Genomic DNA, 15960 nt, shown 5'->3' on the forward strand with positions numbered 1-15960 from the left:
GGCAGTCTACTCGCGAATCGCCCGGATGGTGGCGTCGACCAGGGCCTCGGGGGTGGGACGCTCGGCCACGGCGGCCACCGGGAGCCCCAGCTGCGTCAGCGCCGCCGCGGTGGTGGGGCCGATGGCCACCAGCCGGGCCGCGCCGATCCGCTCGCGCCCCACCGCCTCCAGGAACGCCTCCGCGGTGCGCGGCGAGGCGAACAGGGCCACGTGCGGGGGCGAGGACTCGAGCAGCTCATGGGCCTCGGGCGGCAGCGGCGCGGCCCTCGAGCGGTACGCCGTCACCCGCGTCACCCTCGCGCCGTGCTCGCGCAGCGCGTCCTCTATCTCCCGCCGCCCCTCCTCCGCGGCCGGTAGCAGCACCTCGTCCTCCGGATCCAGCCCGGGACGCATGACCTCGTAGAGCGCCGCGCCCGTGCCCTCGGGAGACTCGACGGACACCGTCAGCCCGTAGCCCTCCACGGCGCGCGCGGTCCGCGGACCCACCACGGCGAAGCGCACCCGCGACAGCAGCGCCGTCGTGCCGGCCTCGCGCACCGCCTCCATCAGCGCCTCCACCGCCGAGGCGCTGGCGAACACCACCCACTTGTAGCGCTGGATGGACTCCGCGGCCGCCATCAGCGGGCGCGGATCCTCCGGGGGCAGCAGCTCCAACAACGGGACATGCAGCACTTCCGCGCCCTCGTCCTCGAGGAGGAAGCACAGCTCCTCCGAGCGTTCACGGGGGCGCGTCACCAGGACGCGGATGCCTTCGAGTCGCTTTTGCACGGGCGCGCACTGTAGGCCATCTGGGCGCGGTCCATAGTTCCTCTTCGCGTCTCGCTTCCGAGATGGAGGTAGGACCGCGCGGGGAGACTTCCAGGGTTCTCCCGGTTCCCCGTCAGGACTCCGGCACGGGCCTGGCGCGGCCAAAATCGCGGAGGATCTCCGCCGCGCCCCGCGACAGCAGCTCCTCGGCGAGCGCCTCTCCCACGGCGTGCGCCGCCTCCACCGGGCCGCTGCGGGCGCCCTCCACCACCTTCGAGCCGTCAGGCCGCCCCACCAGTCCGCGCAGGTGGACGATGCCCCCGTCCACGGTGGCGTGTCCGGCCAGAGGGACGGTGCAGCCGCCCTCCAACCGGGCCATGAGGGCGCGCTCGGCCGTCACGGCCACGCGCGTGGTGGCGTCCTCCAGCGGCGCCAGCAGGCGGCGCACCTCGGCGTCCTCGGTGCGGCACTGGATGGCGAGCACCCCCTGCCCCACCGCCGGCAGGCTCAGGGTGGTGGGCAGCACCTCGGAGATCTCCGTCTCCAGCCCCAGGCGCTTGAGGCCCGCGTAGGCGAGCACCGCGCCGTGCAGATCCATCTCGCGCATGCGCGCCAGCCGCGTCTGCACGTTGCCGCGCAGGCTGACGATCTCCAGGTCCGGCCGCCGCGATCGCAGGATGCAGCTGCGCCGCAGCGAGGACGTCCCCACCCTCGCGCCCATGGGCAACGACTCCAGCATGAGCCCACCCGGGCTGCAGAAGGCGTCGCGCGGATCCTCGCGCCTGGGCACCGCCGCGAGCAGCAGGCCCGCGGGCAGCACGGACGTCATGTCCTTGAGGCTGTGCACGGCCAGGTCCGCGCGGCCATCGAGCAGCGACTGCTCGATCTCCTTCACGAACAGCCCCTTGCCGCCCACGGTGGACAGGGGCGCGGAGAGGAAGCGGTCCCCGGCGGTGGTCATCTCCACCAGGGAGACCTCGAGCCCCGGGTGCTGCTGGGTGAGCAACCCCGCCACGTGCCGGGCCTGCCAGAGCGCGAGCGGGCTCTGCCGCGTGGCGATGCGTACTGCCTTCATCCCTTGCCTCCGTTGGCCACCACGTTGGGGCCGTTCACCTGCCCGCCGGACACGGGCACCTCATCGAGCCCGAAGAGCTCGGCGGCGGCTCCCGCCAGCCGGTTGCCCTCGTGCTCGGGACCCACCGCCCGCAACCGGGCCGTGGGCTCGTGCAACAGCTTGTTGACGATGGCGCGGGCCATGGCCTCGATGCTCTTGCGTTGCTTGTCGGAGAGGCCCTCGCCGATGGTGGACAGGGTGCGCTCCACCTCCGCGCGGGCGATGGCCTCGCCCCGCTGGCGCAGCTGGGCGAGCACCGGCACGCCGTTGCGCACCGCCCGGTCCCGCGCGAAGCGCGCCACCTCCTGGGCCACCAGCACGCCGGCCTTCTGCGCCTCCTCGGCGCGGGCGGCGGCGTTCTCCGCGACGAACTTCTGGATGTCGTCCACGTCGTAGGCGTGCACCCAGTCCAGCTCCCCCACCTCGGGGGCGATGTCGCGGGGCACCGCCAGGTCCACCATGAAGAGCGTCCGGTGCTTGCGGGCCCTGGCCACCGCGGCCACGTTCTCCTTGGTGAAGATGGGCACGGGCGAGGCCGTGCTGCACACCACCACGTCCGCCGCGGTGAGCAGCGAGAACAGCTCCTCGAAGGGACGCGCCGTGGCTCCCACCTCGGCCGCGAGCGCCTCGGCGCGCGCCAGGGTGCGGTTGGCCACGAAGACGCGGGTGGCGCCCGCCTGCTTCAGGTGCCGCGCGGCCAGCTCCGCCATCTCGCCCGCGCCCACCAGCAGCACCGTCTTGTCTCCCAGCCCGTCGAACACCTTGCTCGCGAGCGCCACGGCGGCGCTGGCCATGGAGGTGGCGGCCCGGCCGATGGCCGTCTCGGTGCGCACCCGCTTGGCGCAGCCAAAGGCCGCGCCGCACACGCGTGTCAGCTCGCCGCGCACCGCGCCCGCCCCCTGGCCCCGCTCGAAGGCGTCCTTCACCTGGCCGAGGATCTGCGCCTCTCCCAACACCATGGAGTCCAGGCTGGCCGCCACCCGGAAGAGGTGGACCAGCGCGGCCTCGCCGCGGTGCTCGTAGAGGTGCTCCAGCGCCTCCGGACCCCCGAGCGACTGCAGCTCGTTCAAGGCGCTCTCGCGGGCCCGGTTCACATCCGGCGCCGCCAGGTACAGCTCCACCCGGTTGCAGGTGGAGACGAGCAGCGCCTCGTTGGGCGACTGGGCCAGCCGCTGTAGCAGATCCACCTGCTGGGACTCCGGCAGCGCGAGCCGCTCACGGACGGACAGCGGCGCGGTCCGGTGCGATAGACCGATGCACAGGAAGTCCATGGCTAGCGCAGACCTCCGCCGACATGGGTGAAGTCATACGACGTGAGGAAGCACACCAGCAGCAAACCGAACCCCGTCATGGTCAACAGCGCGACCCGCCGGCCCCGCCATCCACCGAAAGAGCGGGCACCCACGAGCGCGGCGAATACTCCCCACGCCACCAGCGTGGCGATCTGCTTGGACTCCCAGGCCCAGAAGAAGCCCGGCGCCGCGCTGGAGAAGAAGGCTCCGGTGACGAGCGTCACCGACAACGCGATGAACCCTACCACCCCGAGCTGACGGTTGAGGGTGTCGAGGAACTCCAGCGACGGCAGGCGCGCGAAGAGCAGGCCGAAGCGCTTGCCCTTCACCTGCCGCTCCATCAGCAGGTACATCGTCGCCACCCCGGCGGCCACCGCCGAGGCGGCCACGCCCAGCAGGGCGATGGTGATGTGCAGGGGCAACAGGGGCCTGCGGATGTCCGGGCTCAGCGGCTGTCCCCCGTCCAGCAGCAGGCCCGGCATCAGCACCGCCACCGCCAGGGGGGTGATGAAGGCGCCGATCACCGGCCTGCGGTAGCGCACATCCACCACCAGGAAGATGGCCAGCAGCAGGAAGGCGAACGTGGAGAAGCCCTGGGCGACGCCCACCGGACGCCCGCCCTGGGCACCGAAGAGCCCGAAGAGGGCCACTCCGTGCAGGGCCAGCCCCGTGCCCACCAGCACCCGGCCCGTGGTGGCGAGCGCCCCCATCTGCCGGACGAGGTAGGCGAGGTAGACCAACGCCGCGACGACGTAGGCGTGGCAGGCGAGGGAGACCAACGCATGGTTCATGGCGGATACAACCCACTGGACTGAGTGAGTCAGCCCATCTTGTTCAGGAGGAAGGCGGCGAGAAGATCGGCTTCGGAACCCGTCTTCCCCTCCCCCGAGGAGGCATCCGAGGGAGGGACGGGCACTTCGGCCACATAACCCGGAACCACTTCGTATGCCGTATCTCCGAGCAGCACCGAGTCGGCCATCTGCTCGGCCCCCAGGCGCTCGAGCTGTTCCTCGGTCTTCACCTTGGACACCAGACCGTTGGCGTCCTCGCCGGTGACGAGTTGCACGATGTGGACCGCGGGTACCACCGGGTACACCCCTTCCTCACCGGCCACCACCAGTACCCCGTCCTTGACGTCCGCTTTGTCCTCCAGTGCCCACTCCTCGAGCAGGGTCTGGGGAAGGAAGAGCCTCATCACACCGCTAGCTTACACCTCCACGCCCCGGGCCGAAGCGCCATCTGACAGGGGAGCGTGAACGGGTTGCGACACTCCCGCCCCGTCCGCATCTAAGCAGGCAAAGGACCAGGAAGCCGGACCTTGCAGGCCCGACGGGCGCGTACTAGAGCACGCGCCGCCTTGCTTACCTGCACGCCGACGAGGAGACACCATGGCAGGCGATGACGTGATGAACATCGGGGACGGGGATTTCGAGAAGGAAGTGCTGAAGTCCGACCAGCCCGTGCTGGTCGACTTCTGGGCCACGTGGTGCGCCCCGTGCCGCGCCATTGCCCCCGCCGTGGCGGAGCTCGCCACCCAGTACAAGGGGAAGGTGAAGGTCGCCAAGGTCAACATCGACGACAACCAGGACACGCCGCAGCAGTACGGCATCCGCTCCATCCCCACCCTGCTCGTCTTCAAGGGCGGCAAGGTGGTGGAGCAGATCGTCGGCGCCGTGCCCAAGGCCAAGCTCGAGGCCGCGCTGCAGAAGGTCATCTGAGGCCCACCGCCCGGCGCGGAGCTCCTCTCCGGGGCTCCGCGCGGGCGTTCACCGCCGGCTCACTCGCCCCGCCACGTATCGGTGGGGTTGTTGGCCTTGAGCAGCTCCCACGCGGCGAGCGCGTCCACCACCCGCTCCAACTCATTGGGCAGGCCCCGGGCGCGATTGGAGCGCAGGTACTCCTCGGCGAAGGTGCGCAGCCTCATGTCGAGGAAGAGCCGCGCCAGCGACACCTCCGTCTGTCCGTAGAACTCCTCGAAGCGGATGCCGAAGCCGGACGGCTCGTCCTCCCGGCGGGGCCGCTGCTCGCGCACGATGCGGGCACGGGCCTCCACGGGGGCCGCGCCCTCCTCCAGCGAGAAGCGCACCCGTAGCTCGGTGTCCAGGGGCAGGAAGAAGGTGCTCTCCAGGAAGGCCCCACCCACGCTCACGTTGGCCGAGCGCAACGTGGCGGTGAAGCGCCGGGCGCCCTCCTCGTCGATCCACAGCTCGAAGCTCGTGGCGAGCCGCGCGCGGGGGAAGTGCCGGTGCTCCACCTCCTCCTGGGTGCCCACCTCGATGATGGGGGAGTAGAAGCTCTTGGAGCCCGGGGGACGGGGGGGAAGAGCCGGCCGCGTGGCCAGGGGCGCGGGGGCTGGTGGGCGGCGGAACGGATCCACCCGGGGAGCGGGCGCCGGGGGAGGCTCCACCCGCCGGGCCGGCTCGGGCCTCGGGGCCGGTGGACGAGGACTCTCCGCTGCCACCGGGGCCGCCTCCTTGGGAGGGGCCGTGGGAGGAGCCGCCTCCGGGCGCTGGGTGTCCGCTTCCTGGGTGGGAGCCTTCTTCCGGGAGCCCTTCCTGTCCATCTTCTCCTCCGGTGGCACGGCAGATTGCCGTACCCCAACCGGCGCGTTTCATACACCATGCGCCATGCGCGTGTCCGTCCACGCGCGGAGATCGCAATGCTGGGAAACCTCCTGAAGCCGGAGTTCGAAGCGCTCATCGCAGCCAAGGACTGGAACGCGCTGCGCGATGCCTTCTCGGGCATGGATCCGACAGACGTGGCCGAGGTCCTCGAGGACCTGCCCGCGGATGAGAGCGGCATCCTGTTCCGGCTGCTGCCGCGAGACACGGCGGCGCTCGTCTTCGAGTACCTGCCGCTGCACCAGCAGACGGAGCTCCTGGAGACGTTGGGGACCGGGCAGCTCAAGAACCTGCTGGACGAGATGGCGCCGGACGATCGCACGCGACTGCTCGAGGAGCTGCCGGCCGAGGTGACGAAGCGGCTGCTCACCACGCTGTCCCCCGAGCAGCTGAAGGTGGCCCGCAACCTGCTGGGCTACCCGGAGAAGAGCGCCGGCCGGTACATGACGCCGGAGTACCTCACGCTGCCGGGCAATCTCACGGCGGGCGAGGCCCTCGCGTACGTGCGCGCCCACGGCCAGGGCCGCGAGACGCTGCACGTGCTCTACATCGTGGACGAGAAGGGCCGGCTGCTGGACGACGTGCGGCTGGCCTCGCTGGTGCTGGCGGATCCGGGCACGCGGGTGACGGACATCCACGACCGGCAGCTGGTGAGCATCCCGGCCACGGCGGACCGCGAGGAGTTCATCAGCATGTTCGAGAAGTACGACCGGGTGGCGCTGCCGGTGACGGACTCCCAGGGCGTGCTGGTGGGCATCATCACCGTGGACGACGTGCTGGACGCGGCCGAGGAGGAGGCCACCGAGGACATCCAGCGCATCGGCGGTATGGAGGCCCTGGAGGCGCCGTACCTGGACATCGGCATCACCGGCATGCTGCGCAAGCGCGTGGGGTGGCTCACGGTGCTCTTCGTGGGGCAGATGTTCACCGCCACGGCCATGGCCCACTACCAGGACGCCATCGCCCAGGCGGTATTCCTCAGCGCCTTCGTGCCGCTCATCATCTCCTCGGGAGGCAACTCGGGCTCGCAGGCCACCTCGCTCATCATCCGCGCGCTGGCGGTGCGCGACGTGCACCTGAGCGACTGGTGGCGCGTGGCGGCGCGCGAGGTCGTCAGCGGCGTGGCGCTGGGTATCTTCCTGGGGCTGCTGGGCCTGCTGCGCATCCTGCTGTGGCCCCAGCACGAGGTCATCTACGGTCCCCACTTCGTCTGGGTGGGCGTGGCGGTGGGGCTGAGCGTGGTGGGAGTGGTGACGTTCGGCACGCTGTGCGGCTCGATGCTGCCCTTCCTGTTGCGGCGCTTCGGGTTGGATCCCGCCACCGCCTCGGCGCCCTTCGTATCCACGCTGGTGGACGTCACCGGCGTGGTCATCTACTTCACCGTGGTGACCCTCATGCTCACGGGCCGCGGGCTCTGACCCGCCGGGGCAGGCGCACGGTGAAACAGGTGCCCTCCCTGGCGGTGGAGCGCACCTCGATGGTGCCCCCATGCCCGAGGATGATCTGCCGGGTGATGAAGAGGCCCAGTCCGAGACTGCCCCGGCCCGCGCTCCCCTCCGTGCCGCGCCGGTAGGGCTCGAACAGCAGGGGCAACAGGTCCTCGGGGATGGGCGGGCCTTCGTTGTGCACTTCCAACGTGACGCCCTCCTCCTCTCCCCGTGTGGACACGCGGACGGGGGTCTGCGGGGGGCCATGCTGGAGGGCATTGCCCACCAGGTTGGTGATGACCTGGGCCAGCCGGCCCTCGTCCCACTCGCCCCGGCCGTCGCCACTGGCGTGCAGGACGATGTGGCGTCCGGGGTTCGCCAGCCGCACCTCCTCGACCACCCTCCGCACGTTCTCGTGCAGATCCAGGGCCCTGGGCTGCACGGGGATACCGCCCACCCGCGCCTGGGTGAAGTCGAGCAGCTCCCCGATCATCCGCGTGCCCCGGTCCGCCGCCGCGGAGATGCGGCTGATCATGCTCAGGGTGCGCGCGTCCACGTCCCCGCGCTGAAGCAGGGAGGTGGCCGCCAGGGAGATGGCACCGAGGGGATTGCGCAGATCATGGCTGACGATGGCCACCACGTCCTCACGCACCCGGACGGCCGCCTGGGCCTCCTGGTAGAGCCGGGCGTTGTCGATGGCCACGGCCGCGCGATCGGCCAGACCCCGGGCCACCTCCAGATCCCTCGCCAGTGACGAGGCCCGGGAGTGGGTCCAGGCGAGATTGATGAGGCCGAGCTTCCGGCCCCGGGCCACCAGCGGCAAGAGGACGGTGGACTTCGGAGCGAGCTCCTCCAGGATGGCCCGGTGCTCCGCGTTCCGGGCGGCGGCATCCATCCACGCGGGAGTGATCTCCGGCACGGCCGCGATCTCCCCACGCTCCAGGATGCGGGTCATGGGACTGCCGCCTCCCATCAGGGGTGGATACGCCATCGACCGGCGGAGGAGCTGCTGCCGCTCCGGATCTCGCGCCGCCACCTCGAGCCGGTGCAACTGCCCGTCCTCGCCCAGCAGATCCACCATGCAGTAGTCGGCCAGGTGCATCGCGCTCAACGCGGCGAGGCTCTTGAGAGTGGTGGGCACGTCCAGCGACTGGGACAGCAGCCTGCCCGCCTCGACGAGGAGGGCCTGCGTCCGCTCGAAGTGTTTGCGCTCGGTGACGTCGAGCACCAGGCTGCCCACGAGGAACACCTGCCCGGCGCGGTTGCGCACGGGGTAGGAGCTGACGAGCCAGTGGCGCACCTCGCCAGGGGTGCCCGGAGTAGCGCCCGTCATCTCCAGGTCGAACCAGGCCCGCCCCGTCTCGAAGACCTCGCGCAGCACGGGAGCCAGCCGCGGAGCCAGCTCCGGAACGACCTCGTGGAGCGTGTGGCCCAGGATCTGCCCGATGGAGCGGCCGTTGATGTCCGCCAGCCGTTGGTTGATGCGCGCGTAGCGCAGCTCCCGATCGAAGAAGCACAGACCCACCGGCACGGTGGTGAGCAGCATCTCCAGCAGCGCGAGGGCCTCCTCCACCTCCTGACGCGCGCGCTGCTCCCGGATGAGCAGCTCCGCCCGCTCGGCCTCGGCTCGCTTCTGCTCGGTGATGTCGACCGTCGACCCCGTGATGTGCAGCGGCACACCGGACGCGTCGGTGAAGATCCGCCCCTTCTGGCGCAGCCAGCGCACCGTGCCATCCGTCCACCAGGTGCCCACGCCCGCGGCGGAGGTGGACTCCCCCAGACGCTCCTCCGCCTCTCGCAGCCGGACGGCCAGCTGGCGCTCGAACGCGTCCGTGGCCTCGGCGATGCCGGTGGAGAAGAAGGCCGTCAGGGCACGCACCTCGGACAGGGAGACGCGCACGCCCGTCTCCTCCGCCAGGTCGAGGAGGCACTCGCGCAGCACGTCGCACTCGTGCATCAGCGCCTTCAGGTCGAAGCCGGTGCGCAAGCGCCACGGGCTCCGCGGCCGGCCCGCCCCGCGCAGCACGGCCACCACCGCCCCCAGGAGGTCGTCGAAGGACTCCTCCAGCTCGGCCCTCCCGCCCAACCGGCCGCTCCAGCGCTGGCGGAGCTCCTGCCTCCGGGCCTCCAGCACCTCCGCCAGCGTGAGGGACGGTGTCTCAAGGCCCATGAGCGCCTCCCTCCGCGACCACTCGGGAGCCCCATTGGAAGACAGAGGCCCCACGGACAGGTGGCGGACGGGTCGGGCACAACGCGGGAGTGGAGGACTTCCACTTCGGCATGGAGGCGGCCACCAGGCTCGCGGAGAAGCCGCGAAACACCTGAAGAGCCTGCTTACCACGCTCTTCACCGTGCGTCAGGTGGTCTTCACAGGCGGAGTCACCCGCCCCTGTGCGAGGGAGGACTCAGAACATGTGACGGCGCATGCTGATGTTCACCAGCAGTCCGATGCTGAGCATCACGCTCACCAACGAGGAGCCGCCGTAGCTCAACAGCGGCAGGGTGATGCCCGTCACTGGCAGCAGGCCGATGACCATCCCGATGTTCTCGAATACCTGCCAGAAGATCATCGCCACCACGCCCACCGCCACGAAGGCGCCGAACCTGTCCCGGGCGTTGAAGCCCACCCCCAACCCCAGGGTGAAGATGAGGCCGTAGAGCACCAGCAGCAGCACGCACATGACGTAGCCGTGCTCCTCCGCCCACACGGAGAAGATGAAGTCCGTGTGCTGCTCGGGGAGGAAGGACAGACCGGTCTGGGTGCCCTCCTTCCAGCCCTTGCCGGAGAGGCCGCCGGAGCCCACGGCGATCTTCGACTGCGCCGCGTGGTAGCCGCTGCCGCGCAGGTCCGACTCCGGATCCAACCACCCGGAGATGCGCTTGCTCTGGTGCGCCTTCAGCATGTGCCGGACGATGGTGGTGCGCGGCTCGGGCACGTCCCGCACGTAGTCGTTCCAGATGATGATCGCCCCGGCGAGGATGCCCGCCACCATCACCGCCACCAGGTACCAGCGCACCTTGCCGAACAGGATGACCGTCAGCGAGGACAGGAAGATCATCAGCGCGGTGCCCAGGTCCGGCTGCACCAGCACCAGCACGAAGGGCACCATGACGATCAGCACCGGCTTGATCAGGCGCTTGAGGCCATAGGAGCCATCTCCGGGCTTGAAGTCGTCGTGGTAGATCTTGGCCAGCATCAGCACCACGCCGATCTTCATGAACTCGGCGGGCTGGATGCGGATGGGGCCCAGCACGAACCAGCTCTCGGCGCCCTTGGCCTTGTGACCGATGACACGCAGCGCGAGCAGCGCCACGATGTTGAGGATGTAGATGGGCAGCGCCATGCGCTGGATGACGCGGTAGTCCACCAGACACACCGCGAGCCCGATCAGCAGGCTGATGCCCAGGTACGCCGCCTGGCTCGTCCACACGGGCGAGCTCTGGGCGCGCGAGGCCGAGACGAGGTTGAAGAGCCCCAACCCCGACACCGCCAGCACACTGAGAATGAGCCCCCACGGAATGTGGGGCACCATCCGTCGCTCAATCCGCAACTGCATCGTCGTCTCCAGCGGCCCGGGCACCCCGGGTGAGCGCCACATCGTCCAGGCCCGGCGCGTTCGGCAGCGTCGAGACGTAGGGCGTGTTCTGACGCGGCGGAGGGTTGGCCGCGTCCTCCTTCTTCAGATCGAAATACTTCTGGATGACCGCCATGCCGGCGGGCGCAGCATCCACACCACCGTGGCCACCGTGCTCGTTGATCACCACCACGGCGATCTCCGGATCATGCGCGGGCGCGATCGCCGCGAACCACGCGTGGTCACGCTGGAAGAAGTCCATCTGGTGCGTCTTGAGACGCACCGCGCCGATCGTCGCCACCTGCGCGGTCCCCGTCTTGCCCGCCACCACGATGTCCTTCAGCCGCTGCCTGTAGGCGGTACCGCCCGGCTCGTTCACCGTGGCGATCAGCCCCTCCATCACCGCCTTGCGGTGCGCCTCGGGGATCTGCACCCTGTTCACCACCTGCGGCTCGAAGCTCTTCACGACCTCGCCGTCCAGGCCCTCGATGCGCTCCACGAGCTGCGGCTTGAGCAGCGAGCCGCCATTGGCGATGGCCGCGTACACCATGGCCAGCTGCAACGGCGTGACGTTGTCATCGCCCTGGCCGATGGCGCTGTTGAGCGCCATGCCCTTGGTGTAGCCGCCCGGCGACAGCTTGTTGTGGTACTCGCTGGACGGCATGATGCCCGGCACCTCGGCGAGCACGCCGATGCCCGTCGGCTGGCCCAGTCCCAGGGCCTTGCCCATCTCGGCGATGGGATCCAGGCCCAGGGTGTCGGCCACCTTGTAGAACCAGGTGTCACACGAGTACTGCATCGCCGTCTTGCCGTTCACCGGCCCGTGGCCGCTTTCCTTGTGGCAGCGCCAGGTGCGCGCGCCCAGCCGGTAGCCGCCCGGGCAGTTCACGACCGTCTCGGGCCGGAAGAGACCCGACTTGTAGGCCGCCAGCGCGGTAATCACCTTGAAGGTGGAGCCCGGGCTGAAGTGGTCCGCGGACAGGCGGTTGATCATCGGCTGGAGCGGATCCTTCGCCAGCGAGGCCATCTGCGCCGGGGTGATGCGGCCGGTGAGCAGGTTGGGATCGAACCCCGGGCGCGACACCACCGCGCGGATGAAGCCCGTCTTCACGTCCACCACCACCACCGTGCCCGCCGCGCCCGGGAAGGCCCGCTCGGCCTCCTCCTGCAGACGCATGTCGATGGACAGCACCAGGTTGTTGCCCGGCCGCGACGGCACCACCGAGTCCTTGCCCAGCTTGTCCTGAAGCTCCTCGATGACCTTGCCGCGCGCGTTCACCACTTCCTTGCGCACGCCGTCCGTCCCGCGCAGCGTCGTCTCGAAGTAGCGCTCCAGGCCGCGCCGGCCGATGTAGTCCCCCAGCGCGTAGTGACCGCCCTCGGAGTTGAGCTTCTCCAGCTCATCGAGGTTGATCTCGTTCATGTACCCGAGCACGTGGGAGATGACGCTCCCGGTGCGGTAGTTGCGGTGAGGCACGGGCACCACTTCCACGCCGTCCAGCATGTCGCGGCGGGCGTTGATGCGGTCGTACTCGTCGCGCGTCAGGTCGATGCGCACCGGCAACGGCTGGAAGGGCGCGGTGCGGCGCGCCTGCTTCACCTGATCCTCCACCCGCTTGCGCGTGGCATCGTCCCAGCCGAGCAGCTCGCCCAGCCGGGGAAGCACCTCCACGGCGCAGTTGGTGCAGAAGGCCGGAGTGACGAAGGCATCGAAGGAGGGACGGCTGTCCACCAGGATGGTGCCGCGCCGGTCCTTGATGAGGCCGCGGTCCGCGCGCAGGCGCACCTCCTTCACGAAGTTCGCCACGCTCTTGGCGGCGTACTCCTCGCCCTGGGTGATCTGCAGGCGGTAGAGCTGCACGGAGAGCGCCACCAGCCCGGCCACCATGGCCAGGCCCACCCACACGAAGCGGCGCTTGAGATCGCGCCCTGGAGTCGTCTCGGCCAGAGTCGGAGGCGTCAACGCAGCAACCCCGCGGAAGAAGAGCGATCCTGCGACGCCTCGAAGCGGCGCAGCAAGGGATAGAGGAACACGGCCGCAAGGCCCGTGAGCGCCACCTGCAACGGCAGGCCCGGCAGCAGCGCCGCCGACACCGAGCCGTCCTTCGTGGTGAGCCAGGTGAAGAAGTTGGCGAGCACGCCGTGGCCCATGTCCGCGCCCATGGCGAAGAGGACGAAGGCCGCGCGGCCGCGCACCTCCACCAGGCTCACCACCAGCTTGCCCACCAGGAAGGTGAACACGGCCAGGAAGGTGAAGAGGCCCGTGGGCTGGCCGCTCATGAGATCCAGCAGGTAGCCCACCGAGAAGGAGGAGATGGCCCCCTCCAGGGTGTTGGCGCGCACCGCCAGGAAGGCCACCAGCACGACGGTGACGTCGATGCGGGTGATGGCCAGACCAAGCTGCTGCACCAGCACCGACTCCAGGGTGAGCAGCAGCAGCGCCAATCCAATGGTGACCAGGAACTTCATCAGCGATCACCTCCGCTGGCCGCCGGGGCCTGCGCCACGCTCCCGAAGGGATTGCCGACCACGAGCACCTCCTCCAGCTTGGTGGTGTCCACCGCCGGTTCCACATCGCCGCCCAGGAACATGCCGTGCTCCGTCTTCTCCAGGTGCGTCACCTTCCCCACCACCAGACCCGGCGGGTACACCCCGTCCGTGCCGGAGGTGATGATGGAGTCACCCTCCTGGACGTCCTCCGTGCGCAGCATGTTCTCCAGCCGCAGCGGACCCTTGCCCGCTCCCGCCGCGGTACCACGTGCCCGCGAGCGCTGCACCCGCACGCCCACCCGGCTCTGCACGTCCGTCACCAGCGCCACGTCCGCCCAACCTCCCGTCGTCCGCACCACCTGGCCGACGATGCCGTCCGGCGTCACCACGGACATGCCGCGGAACACCCCGTCCGTCTCGCCCCGGTTGATGCGCACCGACAGCAGCTTGGCCACCGGGTTCACCCCGATGACACGCGCGGCGATCTCCGGGCCCGCCGCCGCCTCCGCGTAGGAGAGCAGGCCTCGCAGCCGCTCGTTCTCCGCCCGCGCCTCGCCCAGCACCTGGACGCTCGCCCGCAGTTGCAGGTTCTCCGAGCGCAGCTGCTCGTTCTCCCTCCGCACCTCGCGCAGGTCGATGTAGCCGAACACCACGGCCTTGACCCCATCGATGAGGCCAATCAGCCCGCGTTGCAGGGGGGCGGTCAAGCCAATGACCGCCCGGTCCACGAAATTGGGCGTCCGCCCCCGCTTTCCCCCGGTCGTCAGGAACGCCCCGAACGGGTAGAGCAGCAGCAGGCCCACGATGAGCAACGTACGGTAACGCTTGAGAAGCGACAGCACTTCGTGAAGGTCCGTGTGGGAGAGAGGGAGCGGCAGGAACGACGGGGGGCTCGCTAACTACTCTGAATCGCTTGCATTTTCCGGGGTGTTGCTCTAGGCAGTCAAGGTCTTCACGGTGGTGGGCGTCTCATCGTCCACCATCCGACCGGGCACCCAACACACACGCGCCGAGAATCCTTCCGCGAGGGGGGAAACACCGGATGCGTTTCACGGCAGCTAAAAGAAACACGGGCACGGCAACATGGACAGTCTCGAGCCGCGGAAGGTCCTCTCGCTTCTCTTCATCATCGCGATCGCGGTGGTGTTCACCCTGCAGTTCGGTCCGGGCAGCAACGGGTTCGCCACGGGACAGCCGGGCGTCGAGGCTCCCTCGGCCGCCGCCGTGGTCAACGGCCGGGAGATCCCCGTGCAGCAGTTCCTCCGGGAATACTCCGGGCAGATCCAGTACCTGCGCCAGCAGGGCAGCCCGGTGACCGAGGCGGTCGCCCGGCAGTTCGGTCTGCCGCAGCAGGTGCTGGAGCGGATGGTGAACACGGAGCTGCTCGCCCAGGCGGCCGAGCGGCATGGGCTGCGCGCCTCGGACGAGGAGCTGCTGAGGATCCTCCAGCGCAGCCCCGAGTTCCAGAAGGACGGCCAGTTCGACTACGCCACGTACCAGGCGGTGCTGCGCGACTACTTCCGCCAGACGCCCGCGGACTACGAGGAGGACCTGCGCAAGCGCCTGACGGCCCAGAAGATGCTGGAGATGGTGCAGAGTGGCGCGGTGGTGTCGGATGACGAGGTGCGGACCCGCTTCGAGAAGGAGGGCAACCAGGCGCGCATCGTGTTCGCCCGCTTCCTGCCCACCATGTACGCCGACAAGGTGCCGGCCCCCACCGCCGCGGACCTGAACACCTTCAAGCAGGCCCACGAGAAGGAGATCCAGGAGTACTACGAGGCCAACCGCTTCGTGTACCAGCAGCCCGAGCGCATCCGCGCGCGGCAGATCCTCCTGAAGGTGCCGGCCAACGCCACGCCGGAGCAGAAGGCGCAGGTGCTGACGCGCGCGCAGGGTCTGGCCAAGGAGATCGAGGGCGGCAAGGACTTCGCCGAGGTGGCCCGGGCCAGCAGCGAGGACGCGGGCAGCAAGGCGAACGGTGGGGACCTGGGCTGGGTGGAGCGCGGCAACTGGGAGCCGGAGCTGGCCAACGCGGCCTTCGCGCTCGAGGCCGGCAAGGTGACGCAGCCCATCGAGACGAAGTACGGCATCCACCTGGTGAAGGTGGAGGAGAAGAAGCCGGCGCAGGACAAGAAGCTGGACGAGGTGCGGGACGAGATCGCCACCTCGCTCTACAAGCGGGAGAAGGCCAAGGAGCTGGCCCAGGCCGAGGCGCAGAAGGCGCTGGCCGAGGTGAAGGCCGGCAAGGCGCTGACGGCCATGTTCCCGCCGGAGAAGGAGGGCCAGCCGGCCCTGCTGCGCTTCGAGACGGAGACGCGTCCGGAGGCGGTGCAGACGGACGTCTTCAACGCCGCCAGCACCAACGTGCCGCACCTGGGCCCGGCGCCGGATCTGCTCACCGCCATCTTCGCGACCAAGGGTCCCGCGCCGCTGGACCAGGCGTACCCGGTGGGCGAGGGCTTCGTGGTGGCGCAGGTGACCGAGCGCCAGCTGCCGGACGACGCGAACTTCGCGGCGAAGAAGGAGGAGCTGCGCAAGCAGGCCGTGCAGGCCAAGCAGTACGAGGTGGCCGACTCCTTCCTCAAGCAGCTGAAGAAGAGCGGCAAGGTGGAGACCAACGCCGCCGCCATCGACCAGGTCGCGGGCGGGTAACCGCCGCGAGAGAGGCCCGTGCCTCTCGACCAGGGGGCGTCA

The 15960-nt window shown here is 69.8% G+C and carries 14 protein-coding genes; 3 read left to right on the forward strand and 11 right to left on the reverse strand.

Annotated features, from left to right (window positions below; genetic code table 11):
• Positions 1–6: 6 nt before the first annotated feature.
• The 5 genes from NR810_RS25840 to NR810_RS25860 form a co-directional block, all read right to left on the reverse strand.
• Entirely contained in the window at positions 7–768 is a 762-nt protein-coding gene (locus NR810_RS25840; protein WP_257456186.1) for a uroporphyrinogen-III synthase, read from the reverse strand.
• A gap of 112 nt (positions 769–880) precedes the next feature.
• The gene (gene hemC / locus NR810_RS25845; RefSeq protein WP_257456195.1) at positions 881–1822 is read right to left on the reverse strand and encodes a hydroxymethylbilane synthase; all 942 of its coding nucleotides are present in this window, start codon (positions 1820–1822) and stop codon (positions 881–883) included.
• Positions 1819–3132 (reverse strand): glutamyl-tRNA reductase, encoded by a 1314-nt coding sequence (hemA, locus tag NR810_RS25850; protein ID WP_257456196.1) that lies wholly within the window; start codon positions 3130–3132, stop codon positions 1819–1821. The genes hemC and hemA overlap by 4 nt, the downstream gene beginning before the upstream one ends.
• 2 nt (positions 3133–3134) lie before the next feature.
• The gene (locus NR810_RS25855; protein ID WP_257456200.1) at positions 3135–3944 is read right to left on the reverse strand and encodes a cytochrome C assembly family protein; all 810 of its coding nucleotides are present in this window, start codon (positions 3942–3944) and stop codon (positions 3135–3137) included.
• 29 nt (positions 3945–3973) lie between these two features.
• On the reverse strand, positions 3974–4348 hold the full coding sequence (locus tag NR810_RS25860; RefSeq protein WP_257456287.1) for a hypothetical protein: 375 nt from the start codon (positions 4346–4348) through the stop codon (positions 3974–3976).
• Between the two features lie 193 nt (positions 4349–4541).
• Here NR810_RS25860 and trxA point away from each other — a divergent pair, with 193 nt between their 5' ends.
• On the forward strand, positions 4542–4871 hold the full coding sequence (gene trxA, locus NR810_RS25865) for a thioredoxin (RefSeq protein ID WP_257456201.1): 330 nt from the start codon (positions 4542–4544) through the stop codon (positions 4869–4871).
• Between the two features lie 59 nt (positions 4872–4930).
• Here the strand turns inward: trxA and NR810_RS25870 are convergent, their stop codons facing one another.
• Positions 4931–5716 carry a PilZ domain-containing protein gene (locus tag NR810_RS25870; protein ID WP_257456202.1) on the reverse strand — a complete coding sequence of 262 codons (786 nt, stop codon included), beginning with the start codon at positions 5714–5716 and terminating at the stop codon, positions 4931–4933.
• A gap of 96 nt (positions 5717–5812) precedes the next feature.
• On the opposite strand from NR810_RS25870, the gene mgtE reads away from it, so the two are divergent.
• Positions 5813–7192: a magnesium transporter gene (mgtE, locus tag NR810_RS25875; RefSeq protein ID WP_257456203.1), complete on the forward strand. Its 1380-nt coding sequence runs from the start codon at positions 5813–5815 to the stop codon at positions 7190–7192.
• On the opposite strand, the gene NR810_RS25880 is transcribed toward mgtE, so the two are convergent.
• The 5 genes from NR810_RS25880 to mreC form a co-directional block, all read right to left on the reverse strand.
• Entirely contained in the window at positions 7173–9371 is a 2199-nt protein-coding gene (locus tag NR810_RS25880; RefSeq protein WP_257456206.1) for a sensor histidine kinase, read from the reverse strand. The genes mgtE and NR810_RS25880 overlap by 20 nt on opposite strands.
• Before the next feature lie 235 nt (positions 9372–9606).
• The gene (rodA, locus tag NR810_RS25885) at positions 9607–10758 is read right to left on the reverse strand and encodes a rod shape-determining protein RodA (RefSeq protein WP_257456208.1); all 1152 of its coding nucleotides are present in this window, start codon (positions 10756–10758) and stop codon (positions 9607–9609) included.
• Complete coding sequence (gene mrdA, locus NR810_RS25890; protein ID WP_257456209.1) at positions 10742–12739, reverse strand: penicillin-binding protein 2; 1998 nt, start codon at positions 12737–12739, stop codon at positions 10742–10744. Before mrdA ends, rodA begins: the two co-directional genes overlap by 17 nt.
• Positions 12736–13245: a hypothetical protein gene (locus tag NR810_RS25895; protein ID WP_257456210.1), complete on the reverse strand. Its 510-nt coding sequence runs from the start codon at positions 13243–13245 to the stop codon at positions 12736–12738. Before NR810_RS25895 ends, mrdA begins: the two co-directional genes overlap by 4 nt.
• The gene (gene mreC, locus NR810_RS25900; protein WP_257456212.1) at positions 13245–14108 is read right to left on the reverse strand and encodes a rod shape-determining protein MreC; all 864 of its coding nucleotides are present in this window, start codon (positions 14106–14108) and stop codon (positions 13245–13247) included. Before mreC ends, NR810_RS25895 begins: the two co-directional genes overlap by 1 nt.
• Positions 14109–14349: 241 nt before the next feature.
• Between mreC and NR810_RS25905 the strand changes: the two genes are divergently transcribed.
• The gene (locus tag NR810_RS25905; protein ID WP_257456213.1) at positions 14350–15918 is read left to right on the forward strand and encodes a peptidylprolyl isomerase; all 1569 of its coding nucleotides are present in this window, start codon (positions 14350–14352) and stop codon (positions 15916–15918) included.
• The last annotated feature ends 42 nt before the right edge of the window (positions 15919–15960 follow it).

It is taken from the genome of Archangium lipolyticum (genome assembly GCF_024623785.1).
GTDB classification, from domain to species: domain Bacteria; phylum Myxococcota; class Myxococcia; order Myxococcales; family Myxococcaceae; genus Archangium; species Archangium lipolyticum.